At 62.9% G+C, this 15,875-nt stretch carries 16 protein-coding genes; 12 read left to right on the top strand and 4 right to left on the bottom strand.

All coding sequences use genetic code 11. The features are described 5' to 3' along the window. Nucleotides 1-23: 23 nt before the first annotated feature. The 5 genes from QSJ19_RS24115 (at nt 24) to QSJ19_RS24095 (ending at nt 5,793) form a co-directional block, all read left to right on the top strand. Nucleotides 24-2,291, top strand: coding sequence for a CaiB/BaiF CoA-transferase family protein (locus tag QSJ19_RS24115; RefSeq protein ID WP_286323568.1), 2,268 nt, complete (start codon nt 24-26; stop codon nt 2,289-2,291). Nucleotides 2,292-2,360: 69 nt separating this feature from the next. Beyond that, nucleotides 2,361-3,116 carry an SDR family NAD(P)-dependent oxidoreductase gene (locus QSJ19_RS24110; RefSeq protein WP_286323567.1) on the top strand — a complete coding sequence of 252 codons (756 nt, stop codon included), beginning with the start codon at nt 2,361-2,363 and terminating at the stop codon, nt 3,114-3,116. Next, nucleotides 3,110-3,550 (top strand): hypothetical protein, encoded by a 441-nt coding sequence (locus QSJ19_RS24105; RefSeq protein WP_286323566.1) that lies wholly within the window; start codon nt 3,110-3,112, stop codon nt 3,548-3,550. Before QSJ19_RS24110 ends, QSJ19_RS24105 begins: the two co-directional genes overlap by 7 nt. A gap of 44 nt (nt 3,551-3,594) precedes the next feature. Continuing rightward, nucleotides 3,595-4,287, top strand: a complete 693-nt coding sequence (locus QSJ19_RS24100; RefSeq protein ID WP_286323565.1) for an SDR family NAD(P)-dependent oxidoreductase — start codon at nt 3,595-3,597, stop codon at nt 4,285-4,287. 117 nt (nt 4,288-4,404) lie between these two features. After that, nucleotides 4,405-5,793, top strand: coding sequence for an MFS transporter (locus QSJ19_RS24095; protein WP_286323564.1), 1,389 nt, complete (start codon nt 4,405-4,407; stop codon nt 5,791-5,793). A 128-nt stretch (nt 5,794-5,921) separates the two neighbouring features. Here QSJ19_RS24095 and QSJ19_RS24090 read toward each other — a convergent pair whose 3' ends face one another. Beyond that, the gene (locus QSJ19_RS24090; RefSeq protein WP_286323563.1) at nt 5,922-7,073 is read right to left on the bottom strand and encodes an acyl-CoA dehydrogenase family protein; all 1,152 of its coding nucleotides are present in this window, start codon (nt 7,071-7,073) and stop codon (nt 5,922-5,924) included. A gap of 1 nt (nt 7,074) precedes the next feature. Continuing rightward, the gene (locus QSJ19_RS24085; RefSeq protein ID WP_286323562.1) at nt 7,075-8,685 is read right to left on the bottom strand and encodes an AMP-binding protein; all 1,611 of its coding nucleotides are present in this window, start codon (nt 8,683-8,685) and stop codon (nt 7,075-7,077) included. Nucleotides 8,686-8,728: 43 nt separating this feature from the next. Between QSJ19_RS24085 and QSJ19_RS24080 the strand changes: the two genes are divergently transcribed. Genes QSJ19_RS24080 through QSJ19_RS24060 form a run of 5 tightly spaced genes read left to right on the top strand, consistent with a single transcriptional unit; the run spans nt 8,729 to nt 11,727 of the window. Then, nucleotides 8,729-9,160, top strand: coding sequence for a PaaI family thioesterase (locus tag QSJ19_RS24080; RefSeq protein WP_286323561.1), 432 nt, complete (start codon nt 8,729-8,731; stop codon nt 9,158-9,160). Beyond that, nucleotides 9,160-9,600, top strand: coding sequence for an FAS1-like dehydratase domain-containing protein (locus QSJ19_RS24075; RefSeq protein ID WP_286323560.1), 441 nt, complete (start codon nt 9,160-9,162; stop codon nt 9,598-9,600). Before QSJ19_RS24080 ends, QSJ19_RS24075 begins: the two co-directional genes overlap by 1 nt. Next, entirely contained in the window at nt 9,597-10,025 is a 429-nt protein-coding gene (locus QSJ19_RS24070) for a MaoC/PaaZ C-terminal domain-containing protein (protein WP_286323559.1), read from the top strand. The genes QSJ19_RS24075 and QSJ19_RS24070 overlap by 4 nt, the downstream gene beginning before the upstream one ends. Then, nucleotides 10,025-11,122: a zinc-dependent alcohol dehydrogenase gene (locus tag QSJ19_RS24065; protein WP_286323558.1), complete on the top strand. Its 1,098-nt coding sequence runs from the start codon at nt 10,025-10,027 to the stop codon at nt 11,120-11,122. The genes QSJ19_RS24070 and QSJ19_RS24065 overlap by 1 nt, the downstream gene beginning before the upstream one ends. Further along, nucleotides 11,119-11,727: a carboxymuconolactone decarboxylase family protein gene (locus QSJ19_RS24060; RefSeq protein WP_286323556.1), complete on the top strand. Its 609-nt coding sequence runs from the start codon at nt 11,119-11,121 to the stop codon at nt 11,725-11,727. The genes QSJ19_RS24065 and QSJ19_RS24060 overlap by 4 nt, the downstream gene beginning before the upstream one ends. A gap of 72 nt (nt 11,728-11,799) precedes the next feature. Here QSJ19_RS24060 and QSJ19_RS24055 read toward each other — a convergent pair whose 3' ends face one another. Beyond that, a complete protein-coding gene (locus QSJ19_RS24055) occupies nt 11,800-12,813 on the bottom strand; it encodes an acyl-CoA dehydrogenase family protein (protein ID WP_286323555.1) in 1,014 nt (337 codons plus the stop codon). Between the two features lie 5 nt (nt 12,814-12,818). Then, complete coding sequence (locus QSJ19_RS24050) at nt 12,819-13,820, bottom strand: acyl-CoA dehydrogenase family protein (RefSeq protein WP_353507174.1); 1,002 nt, start codon at nt 13,818-13,820, stop codon at nt 12,819-12,821. A 337-nt stretch (nt 13,821-14,157) separates the two neighbouring features. Between QSJ19_RS24050 and QSJ19_RS24045 the strand changes: the two genes are divergently transcribed. Together QSJ19_RS24045 and QSJ19_RS24040 are read left to right on the top strand one after the other, a co-directional pair. Next, complete coding sequence (locus QSJ19_RS24045; RefSeq protein WP_286323553.1) at nt 14,158-14,976, top strand: enoyl-CoA hydratase-related protein; 819 nt, start codon at nt 14,158-14,160, stop codon at nt 14,974-14,976. Nucleotides 14,977-15,062: 86 nt separating this feature from the next. Beyond that, nucleotides 15,063-15,848 (top strand): enoyl-CoA hydratase/isomerase family protein, encoded by a 786-nt coding sequence (locus QSJ19_RS24040; RefSeq protein WP_286323552.1) that lies wholly within the window; start codon nt 15,063-15,065, stop codon nt 15,846-15,848. The last annotated feature ends 27 nt before the right edge of the window (nt 15,849-15,875 follow it).

Below are 15,875 nucleotides of genomic sequence, written 5' to 3'. Positions count from 1 at the left end.
GTTCGTGAAAAAGGAGAATTCCAGTGTCAGTTAACGGTTCAAGCGAGACCGTGCTCGACGGCATCGCGGTTCTTGATCTCAGCGTCGCGTCGGTCGGGCGTATCGCCGCCATGCTGATGGGTGACTTCGGCGCTGACGTGATTCGCCCAGGTGATTCCGACACCTCTCCTCCCGAGGCGCCGATGTGGGATCGCAATAAGCGTCTACTCGACGCAGACCGTAACTCGGACAAGGTGATCACCCTCGCGGCCGACGCTGATGTCATCATCACCACCGGTGCCGGAGCCGCAGAGGTGATCGACCTACTCGGCGAGCGGAACCCGCGAGTCGTTCATTTGTCTCTCACCCGATTCAGGGTGGGTGATGAGGTCCCCGACCGTGCGGCCGATGGGCTGATGAGTGCAGCCACGGGCATCGGGCGTCGTCAGTCGTCGAGTGATGGCGGCCCAGTCGAACCCGTCTTTCCCTACCTCACCTACGAGCAGGCACTGTGGGGAGCGACGTGCACGGTTGCCGCGCTCATCGAGCGCGAGCGAAGCGGTAGGGGTCAGCTGGTGACGGTGGATGGCATGAACGCCGCACAGATCACCGCTGCCGCCACCATGGTCGTCGACCCGGATTCTCCGCCTCCATCGACGGCAGTCGGCGCCCATGGACCCAATCCCCCCTACTCGACGTATCGGTGTGCCGACGGCAACTGGCTGCTGCTGGGTGCGCTTCTGCCCAAGTTCCAGATCGCCGCGTTCAAGCTTCTCGGGGTCGCAGACATCCTGACCGACCCCAGAATTGACGGGCAACACACGAAGCTGTATTCGGTTGAGAATCGGGACTGGGTGCGAGCGCGGATAGCTGAGGCATTCGCCACTCGCCCGTGTGCGGAATGGCTGACCGCGCTAGACGAGGTCGATTGTCCGGCGAGTATCGTCGCCGATGCCGGCGAGTTTCTGGACCATCCGCAGTCGGTGGCTCTGGAGCAACGGCAGGTTGTCGATGATCCCGTGGTCGGATCAGTCGAGATGCCCTGGACTCCCGTTGATCTCACCGGTTCTCGGGCGCAACGACCGCGGCCTCGACAGTTCGTCGACGCCGCGTGTTGGTCGTCGGGTTCGTCGAACACCGCACCGGGCACCGGTGGGCCCTCGTCCGGCGGGCCATTGACTGGGTTTCGGGTGCTTGATCTGGGAGCGGTACTAGCCGGCCCATTGGCAGGCTCCCTTCTCGCTGACCTGGGTGCCGACGTAGTCAAGGTCGAGCCGAGCGCGGGAGACAATTTCCGGGGCATCGGCTGGCATTACAATCGTGGCCAGCGAAGCCTTGCGTTGGATCTGCGTAATACGGCCGGTTCCAAGGTATTTCGTGACATTGTCAAGAGCAGCGATGTGGTTCTGGACAACTTCCGGCCAGGGGTACTTCGACGTCTCGGGATCGACCATGAGTCACTGACACGGGTGCGTCCGGATATCATCACCGGATCCATTACCGGTTTCGGCGAGGTCGGCCCACTCGCCGGTAAACCCGGATTCGATCCCATTCTGCAGGCGGTGTCAGGCATGATGGCAGCGCAGGGCGGTGACGCTGATCCGGTGTTCTCCAGCATTGCTGTCAACGATGTCACCGCTGCGTGTGCGATGGCATTCGCGTCGTGCTTGGCGCTCTATCATCGCCTTCGCCGTGGGGTCGGGCAACGATTCGATGTGTCGCTGACCATCGTGGCAGCGTATATGCAATGCGGGGAACTGGTCCGCTACCAAAGTCGGCCGCCGGTGCAGCTAGGTGGTCTCGACTATCCGGGTCCGAGCCCATTGGACCGCTACTACCGAACCTTGAATGGGTATGTGCGCGTGTGGCTGCCGTCAGTCGACTCGGCAATTGCAGCGTGTCTGTTGCCCGCTGGGCAGTCCGATGGGCAAGACCTGGCCGCGCAGATTCAGACGACGCTCGAGTCGCTGACGACCGACGACGTGGTCAGCCGTGTCGATGGGGCGGGAGGTGCGGCCGCCGAGGCGATCACCTATCACGATCTGGCCGCCGAACCGAAGATCCTTCGCGACCACTATCTTGGCGCGTTGTCGCGTGCGGATGGCAAAGAGTTCTTTGTCCCGGCCCGCTATGCGACCTTCGAGCGGGGGCGGCCGGCTGAGGTCCTCGGACCGCCCGGGTTGGGTGAGCATTCGCGCCAGGTTTTGGAGTCGGTGGGCATCCCATGCGCCGATATCGATGAGCTCGTCGAATCCGGTGCCCTATGGGAAGGCTCCGCGATGACCGACTTCGCGGTGTCGTTGTATCGCTGACCAGTATCAGGAGATAGGGCCATATCAGGAGATAGGGCCATACGAAGATAAGGCCATCAGGAGACAAGGATGAGTGAAATTTCCGCAACGACGAAGATCGCGGTTGTTACCGGCGCGAACAAGGGCGTGGGATTCGCTATCGCACAGGGGCTGGCCGACGCCGGGGCGACGGTCTTCGTCGGGTCGCGCGACCGTCATCGAGGGGAGGAGGCTGTCGATGCATTGATATCGGCGCGACCAGCTGGTGCCATAGACGTACGTCTGTTGGAGATCGACGTGACCGACGACGAGAGTGTCGTGGCCGCGGCAAAGCAGGTCGCCCAGAGTGTACCTCGTGTCGATGTCTTGGTGAACAATGCCGGTCTCGCTCATGGTTTCACGACCCTTCCCTCAGTAGAGACCCTCGACGGCATCAAGCAGATCTATGAGGTCAATGTCTTTGGTGCCATCCGTGTCACGCAGGCATTCCTCCCGCTCGTGCGTACGGCCCCCGCAGGAAGCATCGTCATGGTGAGTAGCATGACGGGTTCTCTGACCGCCGCTCTTGATCCGGAGGGCCAGTTCTATCGGGTCAACTCGCTGGGTTACAACTCATCGAAGTCGGCACTCAATGCTGCCGTCATCGCCTTCGCAAAAGAGCTCTCGGACAGCAATATTCGAGTGAATGCGGTTGAGCCGGGGTTCGTCAGCACCGATATGAACGCGAATCGAGGTGTGTTGTCGCCTGCTGACGGCGCCGCGCCCGCCATCAGAGTGGCGCTCGATGACTCCGACGACCGCCCGACTGCGAGCTTCTTTGGCGCGGACGGACCCCACCCGTGGTAGGGGAATCCGCCGGCCGCGGCGTGATGAGTCGGACCGTCAGCGAGCCGGTACCCGCTGGCGTCAGCTCCAGAGTGCTTCGACGCGAACCGGTGTGGGAACTGGTCGGACGTCTGGTTGATGTGGCGGTGACGCGGGGCGAGTACGCCTGGGAGGCTTTCGGTATCACCCGCGCCGAGTTCGACCTGTTGCGCCATGCCCGCGCGTGGGCGCCGTTTCATGGGTCCACCGATGCCGACATCTTCCTGGAGTTCGGCATCTCCCGCGCGGACTACCTGCAACGGCTATCGACGATCGTCGACGCCATACGCTGCACCGGTACTCATGGTCGAGGGCCGTGCAGTGCGGCCGGTGGTGGCGCAGGTATTCGTCACATGTCACGGCAGCGCCCCGAGATACTGTCGGCTGAATCACCACAGCGGACCGTGCAGAGGTGACCGTGACAGATGATGTGAATGGTATCCGAGAGCGGACGGTGATCGTGGGGGCCGCGCAGGGCATCGGCAAGGCCGTTGCGGAGCTGCTCGGCGTGTGCGGGCACGAACTGGTGCTGGCCGACGTCGAGGTCGACCGGCTGGCAGTGGTCGCATCAGATCTGCGGACAAAGGGAGCCGAGGTCAGAGATCATCACCTTGACCTTGCTGACACCGATTCGATAGCAACGTTTTTCGAGGAAGTGGGCGCCGTCACCGGTCTGGTCTCGACCGCTGCGGTGATGCACAGTGCCGATCCGCTGACCGTCGATCCTGCCCAGTTCGAGAAGGTGCTCAAACTCAACCTCATCGGCAACTACGCGCTGGCGCAAGCCGCCGCACGGTCGATGATCTCGCACGACAGTGCCGGATCCATCGTCGTAGTGACCTCTGCCGCAGCACGTCGTCCGCACCCGAACATCGGGGTATACGCGGCGTCGAAAGCTGCTGTGACGCAAGCACTGCGCGTCCTGGGCCTCGCGACGCAGCCTTACGGAATTCGGATCAATACCGTGGCGCCGACCGCAACCCGCACGGAGATGCTCACGAACGAAGCATCGTACGGCGCCGGCGTGGTCCCGGCATATGTGAACGATCCCGATGATATTGCGAACGCGATCGCCTTTCTGCTGTCGCCGGCGAGTCGGGCGATAAACCTCCGTGAGGTGCCACTTGACGGTGGGACCCTTCTCGGTCTGTAACGCTTACATTTTTCTTCGCCGGCGGGTTGGGCGATAGACCTCCGTGAGGTGCCACCTCATGGAGCAATGCATCTCTGTCTGCGACACCCTTCATTCTCAACGATTGGAAAGCACTCGATGACTACCGAACAGAATGTTTCAGCACCACCGGATGCCGGCGACGTAGGTGAACGTATGACCCCCGCGGCTCGCCGCGCGCTGCTGGGTGCCGCGGCGGGCACGCTGATCGAGTGGTTTGATTACGCACTCTATGGCTCCCTGGCGGCGATCCTCGCGCGCGAACTGTTCTTTCCGGAAGTGTCTCCGGGATTGGGTGTCTTGGCTGCTTTTGGCGCATACGGCGTCGCCTTTGTCGTCCGTCCGCTCGGCGGCCTCGTCATCGGCCGGATTGGTGACCGGTATGGACGCAAGCCTGGCCTGGTACTGAGTCTGACCATCATGGGCCTTTCGACATTCGCGATCGCATTTCTGCCCACCTTCGCTGTCGCCGGATACTGGGCTGCGGTGCTCCTTGTTGTGTTGCGCCTGTTCCAGGGGTTCGGTGCGGGTGCCGAGAACGCCGGTGCCCTTGCGCTGGTTGCGGAGTACGCGCCGTTACGACAACGGGGTTTCTATACGGCCCTGATGCAAAGTGTCGTCCTTGTCGGCGTCCTTCTGGCGACCGTTGCCTTTCTCCTGGTGTCGGCGCTTCCGCGTGAGGCACAATTGAGCTGGGGATGGAGGGTTCCCTTTCTTTCGGCTGGACTGATGCTCCTGATTGCTTTCTATATTCGCTCCCGCCTGGAGGAATCGCCGGAGTTTGTGGCCGTAGCCGAAAAGACGCGGAAAGCCGGTTCCAAGCCGGTGCAACCGATCGGTCTGCTCTTTGGAACCATGAAGGCGCGGCTCGCCGCGATGTTCGTCATCATCAGTGCTTACAACGTGTTTGCCGCATGTTTGACCTCGTTCGTGTCCAGCTACTTGCGAAATACGGTGGAAGTCACGGCGATGCAAGCTCTTGGTGCCGTATCGGTTGGCACACTCTTCGGAGCCGTGGCAGCACCGGCCTTCGGTGCCGCATGCGACCGCTACGGCTTCCGCCCCGTGTGGCGAGTCGCTGCGTGGACGACCATTCCCGGCGTGTTCGCGATGTTCTACGGCCTGAGTACGGGGAACTTCTGGATAGCTGCGCTGAGCATCTCGCTGGCATACGTCATCCCGTACGCAGCAGGGGCGGGGGCATTCCCCGGACTTCTCGCGAATGTGTTCCCCGCCCAGGTCCGTTTCTCCGGGATCGCCACCGTCCGAGAGTTCAGTGCCGCACTCGTCGCGGGAACATTTCCCTTTGTCGCAACGGCTCTCGTGCTGGTTTCCGACGGTGCACCGTGGCTCGTAGCGAGCTACATCGCGATCTGGTCGGTGCTGGGGCTGTTGGCAATCGGATGGCTCGGTCATCACTCTGAGACACCCGCGACACGCAATCTGATGGTGGACCAGTGCGAACCCAAACTCATGACGGACGGCTGACAAACACCCGTGGATGTCGGGTGCGTCGGCATACCTGAAGCGACTGTGGGGGACGTGTCGGACTGGTCCACCGCGACGAGAAGCGCCATCCGCGCTTCTCGTCGCGTCCCGGTTTGTGGCGGTAGGTGTCAGAGTCCTAGTGACTTGCTGATAATCGACTTCATGACTTCGCTTGTACCGCCGTAGATCCTGGTGACCCGTGCATCGGCGTACAACCGAGCAATAGGGTACTCGGTGACATATCCGTAGCCACCGAACAACTGCAGGCACCGATCCACCACCCGTCCCTGCAATTCGGTACTGAACAGTTTGACCTTGGCAGCATCGGCCGGCGTGAGGGTCTTGGCGACCAGACCTTTGACGGCGGTGTCGACGAGGACCTGAGCAGCGGTCAGATCTGTTTCCATCGCGGCCAGTTCGAACTTGGTGTTCTGGAAGCTCGAGATCGGTGTGCCGAACGCCTTGCGTGTGGCGACGTAATCGAGTGTGTGGTCAAACGCCGAACGGGCCGCGGCCACCGCGCCGACGGCGATGGCCAGCCGCTCCTGAGCGAGGTTGCGGCCGAGGTAGCCGAATGCCTTGCCCTCCTCGCCAAGAAGGTTGGCGACCGGCACCGATACGTCGGAGAACGATAATTCCACGGTGTCCTGGACCTTGATTCCGATCTTTGGCAAGGCTCGGCCCACTTCATAGCCGGGCATACCGCGTTCGACAACCAGCAGCGACAGGCCGGCGCGGCGGTTGTCCGCCGGTGCTGGAGACGTCCTGGCCAAGACGACGACGAGATCGGCATGAAGGCCGCCACTGATGAAAGTCTTCGCCCCGTTGAGAATGAATCGGTCACCCTCACGGCGGGCGTTGGTGGTGACGCCGGCAAGGTCGGAGCCCGTCCCGGGCTCGGTCATCGCGATTGCTGTGAACAGCTCTCCGGTCGCAAAGCCAGGAAACCACCGGGCACGCTGCTTGTCGTTCGACAGTTCCAGGAAGTACGGAAGAATGACGTCCATATGAGTGCGCAAGGTCCCGAGTGTGAATGCGGCACGGTTGATTTCTTCCTGGAGTACCACATTGAAGCGGTAGTCGGTCTGCCCCCCGCCGCCGAACTCCTCGGGGATCGTCAGCCCGATGATGCCCAGCTCACCGAGTCTGCTGTACAGCGATCGTGGTACCGTGCCGCGTGCTTCCCAGTCCGCGAAATGCGGATCGACCTCCTTTGTGAGGAAGTCTCGGATGAGCTTTCGGAAGTCTTGCTGTTCCTCGGTGAATATCTGGTCGCGCATTCTATTGCTCCTTGATGTCGGCAGCGGTCGGATCGATGTCGGTTGACGCAGCGGTGGGCGGCGCGGTCGCCGCGGGGACCGAGAGGGCCTTCTCGGCTTGCCCGTGGATCGCGCGGTAGTCCGGCTTTCCGACATAGGTACGTGGAACGTGATCGACACGGATCCACTTCTTCGGGCATTTGTAGGGCGTCAGCAATGCCCGGCAATGGGCGTCGAGTTCCGCGTCGCTAACCTCGACGCCGGTATGGATGACACCCGTGACGGCCTGTCCCCACTTGGGGTCAGGCACGCCGACGATCGCAGCATCCTCGACCGCGGGGTGATCGCGAACGACGATCTCCACTTCTTCGGGCCAGACCTTTTCGCCACCGGTGTTGATGCACGCGTTGCCTCTGCCCAGAATCCTGATGGTGCCGTCGCCGTTGACCATCGCGTCGTCACCGATGACCAGGTATCGCACGCCGTCGACCTCCCGAAAAGCGGCTGCCGTCTTCACCGGGTCGTTGAGGTAGCCGATCGGTAGGCGTCCGGACGTGGCAATGACCCCGACCTGCCCGGAACCAGGGGCCACCAGGCTGCCATCCTCTGCGATCACTACCAAGCCGGCCCGGGCACTGAAGCCTTTGCCGTCGACATCGCGACTTACCAGCGCCTCTGTCGACCCGAAGTTGTCGATCAGCGAAATATTCGGCAGATGGGTGCGCAGCGCTGCGCGAACCTCCGGACTCCAGACTGCACCGGAGGAGGAGATTGCCGAGAGTGACGAGAGCCGTCCCGCCCACCGGCCGGTGTCGAGTTCTGCCAGCAGCGGTCGCGCATAGGCGTCACCGACGATACCCAGCACCCGAACGCGGTGTTGTTCGATGAGTGCGAGGGTCGCGGCGGCGTCAAAGGACGACTGTTCATGCAGCACCGTGGTACCGCCACCGTTCAGAGCGTTGAGTGCCAACCCCATCGCGGTTCCGTGGGCCATGGGTGAGGCCGGCAAGGTGGTGGGTGCCGGGCGGGAGCCGCCTCGTGCCAGATCGACAGGGTCCGGTGGCCTGCGGTCGGGCCTGATGACCTCCCACAGCATCCGATAGTGCGTGTCGACTTCCCAGATCACGCCCTTGGGCCGCCCCGTTGTGCCGCCGGTATACCACAGGATGTGATCCTCGGGCGACAGTTCTCGCTTCGGTGGGGGAGGCGAGGTGATCGCCGTGTGGTACTCGGGCGACCCCGCCTCCAGGAGCACGATGGGGTGATCAAGACTGGTTACCGCGGCACGCACCTGTTCGCGTGCTGACGCCTCATAGATGATCGCGCCGGCATCACAATCGGTGAGGATCTCGGCGACCTCGGGCGCGGTGTAGCGAGTGTTGACGTTGGCCGGCGGCGACCCCATGATCAGCGCGGCGTAGAAGGACTCGACGATCGCCGGCCGGTTGACCAGCATGGCCGCCACGGGGCGTCCCGACTCAACACCCTTCCGGGTCAGATAGCCGGCTAGGCCTTTCGAATTCGAATACAACTCGGCGGCGGTCATCGTGTTGTCTGACGTGGCCAGCAGCACTCGGTCCGCGCTGTACTGGGCAAATGCCGCGAGCGTCTTGACGTAGTGAAAGTAGTCCACAGGGAACCTCCTCAAAATGAATTCAACTTGCTACTATCTTTGCATGACAGATGAGCAAGTGAGAACCCGCCACGGAAAGTCGTTGCGGTACATGTTCACCAAAGTGCCCTTCGTGGCAGCGCTGGGTCTGGAGCTGGTGCAGTGGGAGACGGAAGGGGTTGTCACCGTGCGTATGCCGGTAAGTGACCTCGTCGACAATGGTGGTGGGACGCCGCATGGCGGTGCCATCGCGACGTTGCTGGATACCGCCGGTGCCGCAGCCGTATGGAACGGGCACGACTACGAGCGTGGAACCAAGGGTTCGACGGTGTCGTTGTCGGTCAACTATCTCGGCGCTGCTCGCGGTGAGGCGGTGACCGCGGAGGCGCGTTGCGTCCGCCGCGCCCGGGAACTCAACTACGCCCTCATCGAGGCCGTCAGTGAGTCGGGCCGACCGGTGGCCAGCGCGATCCTTACCTATCGGATCGTGCCATGATGACCGAGAATCCCGATCCACTTCTCGGAAGGCAGGGCACAGCCTTCGAATTCCCGATTGAGCTGGGTAAGGTCCGTGAGTTCTGCCGGGCCATCAAGACCCGCGCTCCCGAGTATCAGGACGGTGCGGTAACACCGCCCACCTTCCTGATGGCCTCTGCGCTCTGGCAATCTCGTGAGAACTCCCCGTGGGGCGACGACGCGCCGAACTTGTCCCGGCTGCTACACGCGGAGCAGGAGTTCGTCTTCCATGGTCCGCCACCGGGGATCGGTACCGTACTCACCGGTCGATCCCGGATCGACCGACGCTATACAAAGACTCGGAAATCAGGAGGTGTCCTCGTGTTCACCGAAATCGTCACCGACTACCGAGTCGAGGATCGGTTGGTCGCGCAGGTTCGGCAAACGCTGGTGGAGACATCGAAGGCGGCAGCACAGTGACCGATCACAGCCGAGAACTGGCGGTGGGCGGCACAGCAGACCCATACGTCGACAAGCCGCTGAAGATAACCGACTTCGTCAGGTATCAAGGCGCCTCCGGTGACTTCAACCCGATGCATCATGACCACCGGCGCGCTGTCGCCGCTGGATTCGATCAGCCCTTCGCCGTGGGCATGTATGCGGCGGGTGTAATGGGCGGATATGCCACAGAGTGGATGGGGCCGAACAATATCCGACGTTTTCGCGTGAGATTCGCCGAACAGGCGTGGCCAGGAGATGTGCTCACCTTCACCGGAAGAATAGTCGATGTCCGGGAGTCCGAGGTCGGCCGTGAGGTCGATGTCGAACTCGCGGCCACGCGACAAACCGGAAGTGTTCACATCCATGGGTGGGCGACATTTGCGGTGCCGGGCGGGGAATCCTGATGGCGGGCTCGGTCGCGACGGTCCTGGTCCTCGACGGGCCAGGGAAGCTGGTTACACGCGACATCACGCTGCCGGCGCTGGCGCCGGGGCAGGCGATCCTGCGGGTCGAGGCCTGCGGTCTCTGCGGGACCGATCACGAGATGTTCTCAGGGGCGATGCCGGCGCCCCTTCCGCTGGTCCCCGGACATGAGGTGGTAGGTGTCATAGAGTCGGCGACCGACGAGTTCTGGCAGTGCCATCCGGGACTCGGCGACCAGGCCCGGGTAGCGCTGGAAGTATTCCAACGCTGCGGCGAATGCGATCCTTGTCGCAACGGCCAGTACATGCTGTGCCGCAACCACGGGCTGCGGGATTCGTATGGGAATACCCCGCTGGACCACGGTTCGGGGTTGTGGGGCGGTTACGCCACGCACCTGCTCCTCACCGCTGATGCGATCGTTCATCCGGTCCCGACCGTGCTCGACCCCGTGCAAGCGACGCTATTCAACCCACTCGGTGCCGGAATACGTTGGGGCGTAAATCTTCCCAGTGTCTCTGAGGGAGATGTCGTCACAGTGCTCGGGCCTGGGCTGCGGGGCCTCAGTGCCGTGGCTGCGGCGGCGGGTGCCGGAGCGAAGTACATCATGCTCACCGGAGTCGGACGCCGCGATGCCGAGCGCCTACAGCTGGGTGTACACCTGGGTGCGCACGCGGCGGTGGATATCGGCATCGTGGACGCGAAGGCGCACCTCAAGAGTGACACGGGTGGACTGGCCGATGTCGTGGTGGACGTGACCGCTGCTGCGCCGGCGGCATTCGTGCAAGCAATCGATCTTGTACGCCCGGGTGGCACCGTCGTCGTCGCAGGCACACGCGGACACCGCACTCTGGACTCGTTCAACCCTGACCGGATTGTTCTCAAAGAGCTTCGGATCCTTGGCGCCAGAGGAGTTGACGGCGCCGCATACATTCAGGCCTTGGATATGCTCGCCCGTACGCCGGAGCTTCGCGGGATTGACCATCACACAGCACCATTGGATGCTGACGAGGTATCAACGCTGCTCCATGACATGGCTCAGGGCGCACATCCGCCACTGCATGCGGTGGTGACGGTATGAGCGCGGATGCAGACAAGGTCACTGGTGTGGTCGAATCGGACCGGGTCGGGCTGTTGAGCGCCGAGGATGCTGCCGCAGCAGCGGTAGAGGTGGGTATCGATCCGAAGTATCTGACCCAGCCAATTTGGACCATGCTCCTGCGGCGACCGAAGTACGCCCGTGCCCTGTATTCAGTGCTCACCGATCTACTGTTCCGCAACGTGCTGCCGGAACGCCTGCGTGAGTTGCTCATCATGCGCATCGGATGGGCGACGAATGCGGAGTTCGAGTGGGCTCAACACTGGAAAGTGGCAGGTCAACTCGGCGTTCCGGAGGCGGACATCCTCGCGGTTCGCGACTGGACTGCGAGCGATCGCTTCGACCCGGCGGATCGGGCGGCCCTACGTGCCGCCGACGAGGTGATCGCCCAAGGCGCGATCAGCGACGAGACGTGGGCTGCGCTGGGTGAGCACTTCGGCGAAGAGGATCTGATCGAGTTGGTGGCCGTTCTCGCGACCTGGTATTCGGTGAGCATCATGGTTCGCAGTTTGCACGTACCCCTCGACGAGGGTATGCAGTCGTGGCCGCCGCACGGCACCGCACCTGCCGGTCGCCGCGGCGACTGAATGGAGGGATGCTGTTGTCCGCGTGGGATATCAGGGCCTCAGTACCCCACGCGGACACTTTCGGTGGGACACTCAGATCGGAACCGACATGGAATCGGGGTCGATCTCGAGGGGGTTGACCGCCGGGTAGCTCTCGGCCGTCATTACCCGACGTCCGAATTCGATGGTCGTTTCCCGATGCCCACCGAGTATCGCGTCGAGGATGAGTGCGCGACGTACGATGCGGTGCAGCGGAAACTCCCACGTCAATCCCATTGCGCCGCAGACTTGTATGGCCTTTCGGCACGCGGTTTCGGTGGCGCTGCCAGCCAAGTTCTTGGCAAGCGCGCAGGCCAGCGGAGTTTCCGAGGCGTATGCGAGTCGAACCGCTTCAGCAGCAGACTCCACCGCGACTCGGGCCTCGGCGAGATGGAATCGGGTGGCCTGAAATGAGCCGATCGAGCGCCCGAACTGCTGCCGCTTGACTGCGTGATCGATCGCGAGGTCGAGCGCATATGCTGCCAGCCCGACCAGTTCCGCGGCCAACGAGCGTCGTGCGACCGAGACCATATCCTCCCAGGCCAGAGTGTTGGGGCCGGAGTAACTCTGCGCGGCGCGGACATCGACGTCGACGGTGATGATGTCTTCATCCGGATCCCAGGGAGCCGGGGACTGGGCGGTGATCGCCGTCTGCGCAACCTCGACAAGATGTGTATCGCCGCTGTCACCAACGGCGATTAACAGCTTGTCATACCCCTCGGGCCGACGAATCACTCCGCTCACCCGGCCATCACCCGATGGTGGCGCGGTCGGCGCGAACAGTTGCTCACGGTTCGCGGCAGGGTAGACAGTGGTGGGGTAGAGAACCGCACGCCGGTGCGGATCAATGTCCAGGAATCGCAGCGCACTGTCATCCAGGGTCCCGCCTGAAGCGACGGCATAGCCACGCTCCCGGAACAGCAGCATTGCCGCACTTGGCTCGTCGGCAACAACGTCATGCCACCCTAGTTCGTCGAGTGCGCTGCTGAGCCCGATCGGGTTGGACGCGTACTCGGCGAGGAGGGAGTTGAGAGTCGTCTGAAACTCTGTGCGTTCCGAATGGTCCATAGCTGTCATCCTTCTTTCGGCAGACCGAGCACCCGGTCAGCGATGATGCTCCGTTGAATCTCCGCGGATCCCCCGTAGAGCGTCGAAGCGCGTGTGTAGAACCAGTCGGCCCGCCATTGACGATTCTGATCATCGGCCGACAGAACGAACTCGTGCGGCCGCGCATTGATGGCCGCATCGCATACACGCTGCTCCGCGGTGCCGAGCAGGACCTTGTCCACCGAGATCTCTGGTCCGAGTTCGGCTCCAGCACAGAGCCGTTGCACTGTTCGGCCGCATTTGATGCGTAACGATTGCTGGGCGAGCCATGCCGCTCCGATCTCCTGAGCCTGCAGGTTGTCGGTCTCGTCGCATTCCGCGGCGAGGCCGGCCACCAGGCGCCCGATGTGCGCTTGCCTGACCCAGGCGTAGTTGCCTCGCTCATACTGCAACAAGAACATCGCGACACCCCAGCCCTGGTCCTGCGCTCCGACGAGCCGTTCGGCGGGCACCCGGACGTTGTCGAAGAAGACCTCTGCCAGCTCGTTCTCGCCATTGGCGTATCGGATCGGACGCACCTCGACCCCTGGGCTGTCCAGGTCGATCATCAACATCGATATCCCACGGTGGCGGCTCTCGATCGTGCCGGTTCGCACCAGGGTTCCGATCCGGGAGGCGCCGATACCCTGGCTCGTCCACACCTTCTGTCCGGAGACCACGTACACCTCGCCATCACGACGCGCCCGGCACCGCAGACCGGCGAGGTCGCTGCCGGCCTCGGGTTCGGAAAAGCCTTGCGCCCAAGCATGTTCACCGGTCAGGGCGGAGGGAATCAGCTCCGCGGCCACCTCCGGCGCGAATTTCATCACTGCCGGTGCCAGGGTCTCGAGCATCTCGTACTGGACCGGTACCGCGATGCCCGCCGCCTCCAGACGGTCGTACATGACGGCACGAAACAACGTGTTTCCGCCCAGTCCGCCGACTTCCGTCGGCCATCCCCACCGGCCCGCGCCGGAATCATGCAGCATGCGTTGAACGCGACGGCCCGCAGCCAGCAATTCCTCTGCTGAATGCCCTGACTGTCTGGCTTGGTCGACGAGCTGGTGGTGATTCTCCGCTATCCAGCGCGTGACCGCCGCACTGAAAGTGGCAACGGTGGCGTCGGCGGATACCTGTACGCCGGCGGTCCCGGCGGCTAATGAGCCTGACACGTACTTCCCTTCGTCCGCGGTGCGGTGATGAACAAGAAGGTTGTCATCAAGCAGCACGCATGCCAACAGATTACGCAAGTTGAATTCAAAATGCTAGTCTCGATACCACCGTTGACGGCTAGTCATTGAATTCAATCCGCGATATCATGCGTAGGTGCCAAGTGATGTATTGACCGAGTTGCACGCGGGCGGTGTCCTCGTGATCACCCTGAACCGGCCGGACCGGCTCAATGCCTGGACCTATGATCTGGGTGATCGCTACTTTGAGGAACTCGATCGCGCAGATGATGATCCCGATGTGCGGGCGGTCGTCGTGACGGGGGCGGGGCGAGCGTTTTGCGCCGGAATGGACGTGGACACCCTGCGTGAGGTTTCGGCCGGCGGCCGCCCACGCGTTCCGGCGGCAGGGCGGCGAATGACCCATGCCCAACAGTTCCGAAAGCCATTGGTCGCGGCTATCAACGGTGCGTGCGTGGGCTTCGGGCTGGTTCAAGTGCTCGCTTGCGACATCAGATTCATCTCCGAGTCGGCCTACTTGCTTCCCGCGTTCACTCAACGCGGACTCAATGCTGAATATGGCGCCAGTTGGCTGCTTCCGCGGATGATCGGGCAGACGCGCGCCGCGGAGTGGCTCTTCTCAGGACGCCGGATGGGAGCGGTGGAGGCCGAGCGGATCGGGTTGGTCAATTACGTCGCGAGTGATGATGCGTTGCTTGCTGAGTGTCTCGGGTACACACGCACGTTGGCCGAGACTTCCTCGCCGGTGGCGTTGGCGGACACGAAGGCGCAGATCTCGCAGGATTGGCTCCGGTCGCGTGTCGAGGCAGAAGATCACGCAAAGTCGTTCTCGACAATGCCCGCGCACCGGGTGGACTTCGCTGAGGGGGTACGCAGTTTCGTCGAACGACGGCTGCCGGCCTTCGCGCCACTGCCCCCGCGGACGAGTTCCGACGATGATCCCAATGCTCGGTAGACCTCACACACCACGCACCGCAAATATGGACCTGTCAGGACGTTACGCACCGATACCGCGACAGCACGTAGAAAGCACGGTTTCCGATGTCCGAGAATGATCAGTCAGTTGTTCGTGTGACGGCCGACGGGCCGATCCGCACTATTACCCTTTCGCGCCCCGAGCAGCTCAACGCTGCCGACGCGGATATGCATCGGCAGCTGGGGTTGGTATGGCGCGGTATCGCCGACGATCCTGGCGCACGCGCGGTGATCGTGACCGGCGCCGGACGCGCATTCAGCGCCGGTGGCGATTTCGACTTCATGGAGGAGCACCGGGACGCTTCAGCGCGCTGGCGAATAATCGAGGAAGCCCGGCGGATCCTCATCGAGATGGTGCAGTTCCCGCTGCCCGTGGTCGCCGCGGTGAATGGGCCCGCGGTGGGCCTCGGATCGACGCTGGCGATGCTCTGCGACATCGTGGTGATGTCCGAGGATGCGTTTCTGTCCGATCCGCATGTCACTATCGGGCTGGTCGCCGGTGACGGTGGGGCCGCGACGGCACCGGCGCATATGAGCCTTCTCCATGCCAAGGAGTACCTGCTGCTGGGTGGGCGGGTCGATGCGCGCCGGGCGTATGAGATCGGACTGGCCAATCGCGTCGTGGAAGCGTCGGCTGTGATGAGCGAAGCGCGGTCGATCGCCGAGCGGCTCGCGGCCCAGCCCGCGCATGCTTTACAAGACACCAAGCGAGCACTCAACCAGAGCCTGGAACTGGCCCTCGCGAGCACACGAAACTATGGTCTGGTCGCCGAGCGTTATAGTATGACCCACCCGGATCATCTTGCCTTCCTTGACCGGAACGCACACCACGGATCGTCGGAGGGCGCGTGAGTCAGCAGCCCCCCGGCGGGGTTGTAC

Source organism: Gordonia sp. ABSL11-1 (assembly GCF_030315685.1).
GTDB lineage: Bacteria > Actinomycetota > Actinomycetes > Mycobacteriales > Mycobacteriaceae > Gordonia.
This window is presented reverse-complemented; position numbering and strand designations above follow the sequence as displayed.

What these genes read in the sequence shown, in the direction of transcription:
- QSJ19_RS24110 (WP_286323567.1), top strand. Translation starts at nt 2,361, where the DNA reads ATGAGTGAAATTTCCGCAACGACGAAGATCGCGGTTGTTACCGGCGCG.
- QSJ19_RS24095 (WP_286323564.1), top strand. Translation starts at nt 4,405, where the DNA reads ATGACTACCGAACAGAATGTTTCAGCACCACCGGATGCCGGCGACGTA.
- QSJ19_RS24090 (WP_286323563.1), bottom strand. Translation starts at nt 7,073, where the DNA reads ATGCGCGACCAGATATTCACCGAGGAACAGCAAGACTTCCGAAAGCTC.
- QSJ19_RS24080 (WP_286323561.1), top strand. Translation starts at nt 8,729, where the DNA reads ATGACAGATGAGCAAGTGAGAACCCGCCACGGAAAGTCGTTGCGGTAC.
- QSJ19_RS24075 (WP_286323560.1), top strand. Translation starts at nt 9,160, where the DNA reads ATGACCGAGAATCCCGATCCACTTCTCGGAAGGCAGGGCACAGCCTTC.
- QSJ19_RS24065 (WP_286323558.1), top strand. Translation starts at nt 10,025, where the DNA reads ATGGCGGGCTCGGTCGCGACGGTCCTGGTCCTCGACGGGCCAGGGAAG.
- QSJ19_RS24060 (WP_286323556.1), top strand. Translation starts at nt 11,119, where the DNA reads ATGAGCGCGGATGCAGACAAGGTCACTGGTGTGGTCGAATCGGACCGG.
- QSJ19_RS24055 (WP_286323555.1), bottom strand. Translation starts at nt 12,813, where the DNA reads ATGGACCATTCGGAACGCACAGAGTTTCAGACGACTCTCAACTCCCTC.
- QSJ19_RS24050 (WP_353507174.1), bottom strand. Translation starts at nt 13,820, where the DNA reads ATGCTGCATGATTCCGGCGCGGGCCGGTGGGGATGGCCGACGGAAGTC.
- QSJ19_RS24040 (WP_286323552.1), top strand. Translation starts at nt 15,063, where the DNA reads ATGTCCGAGAATGATCAGTCAGTTGTTCGTGTGACGGCCGACGGGCCG.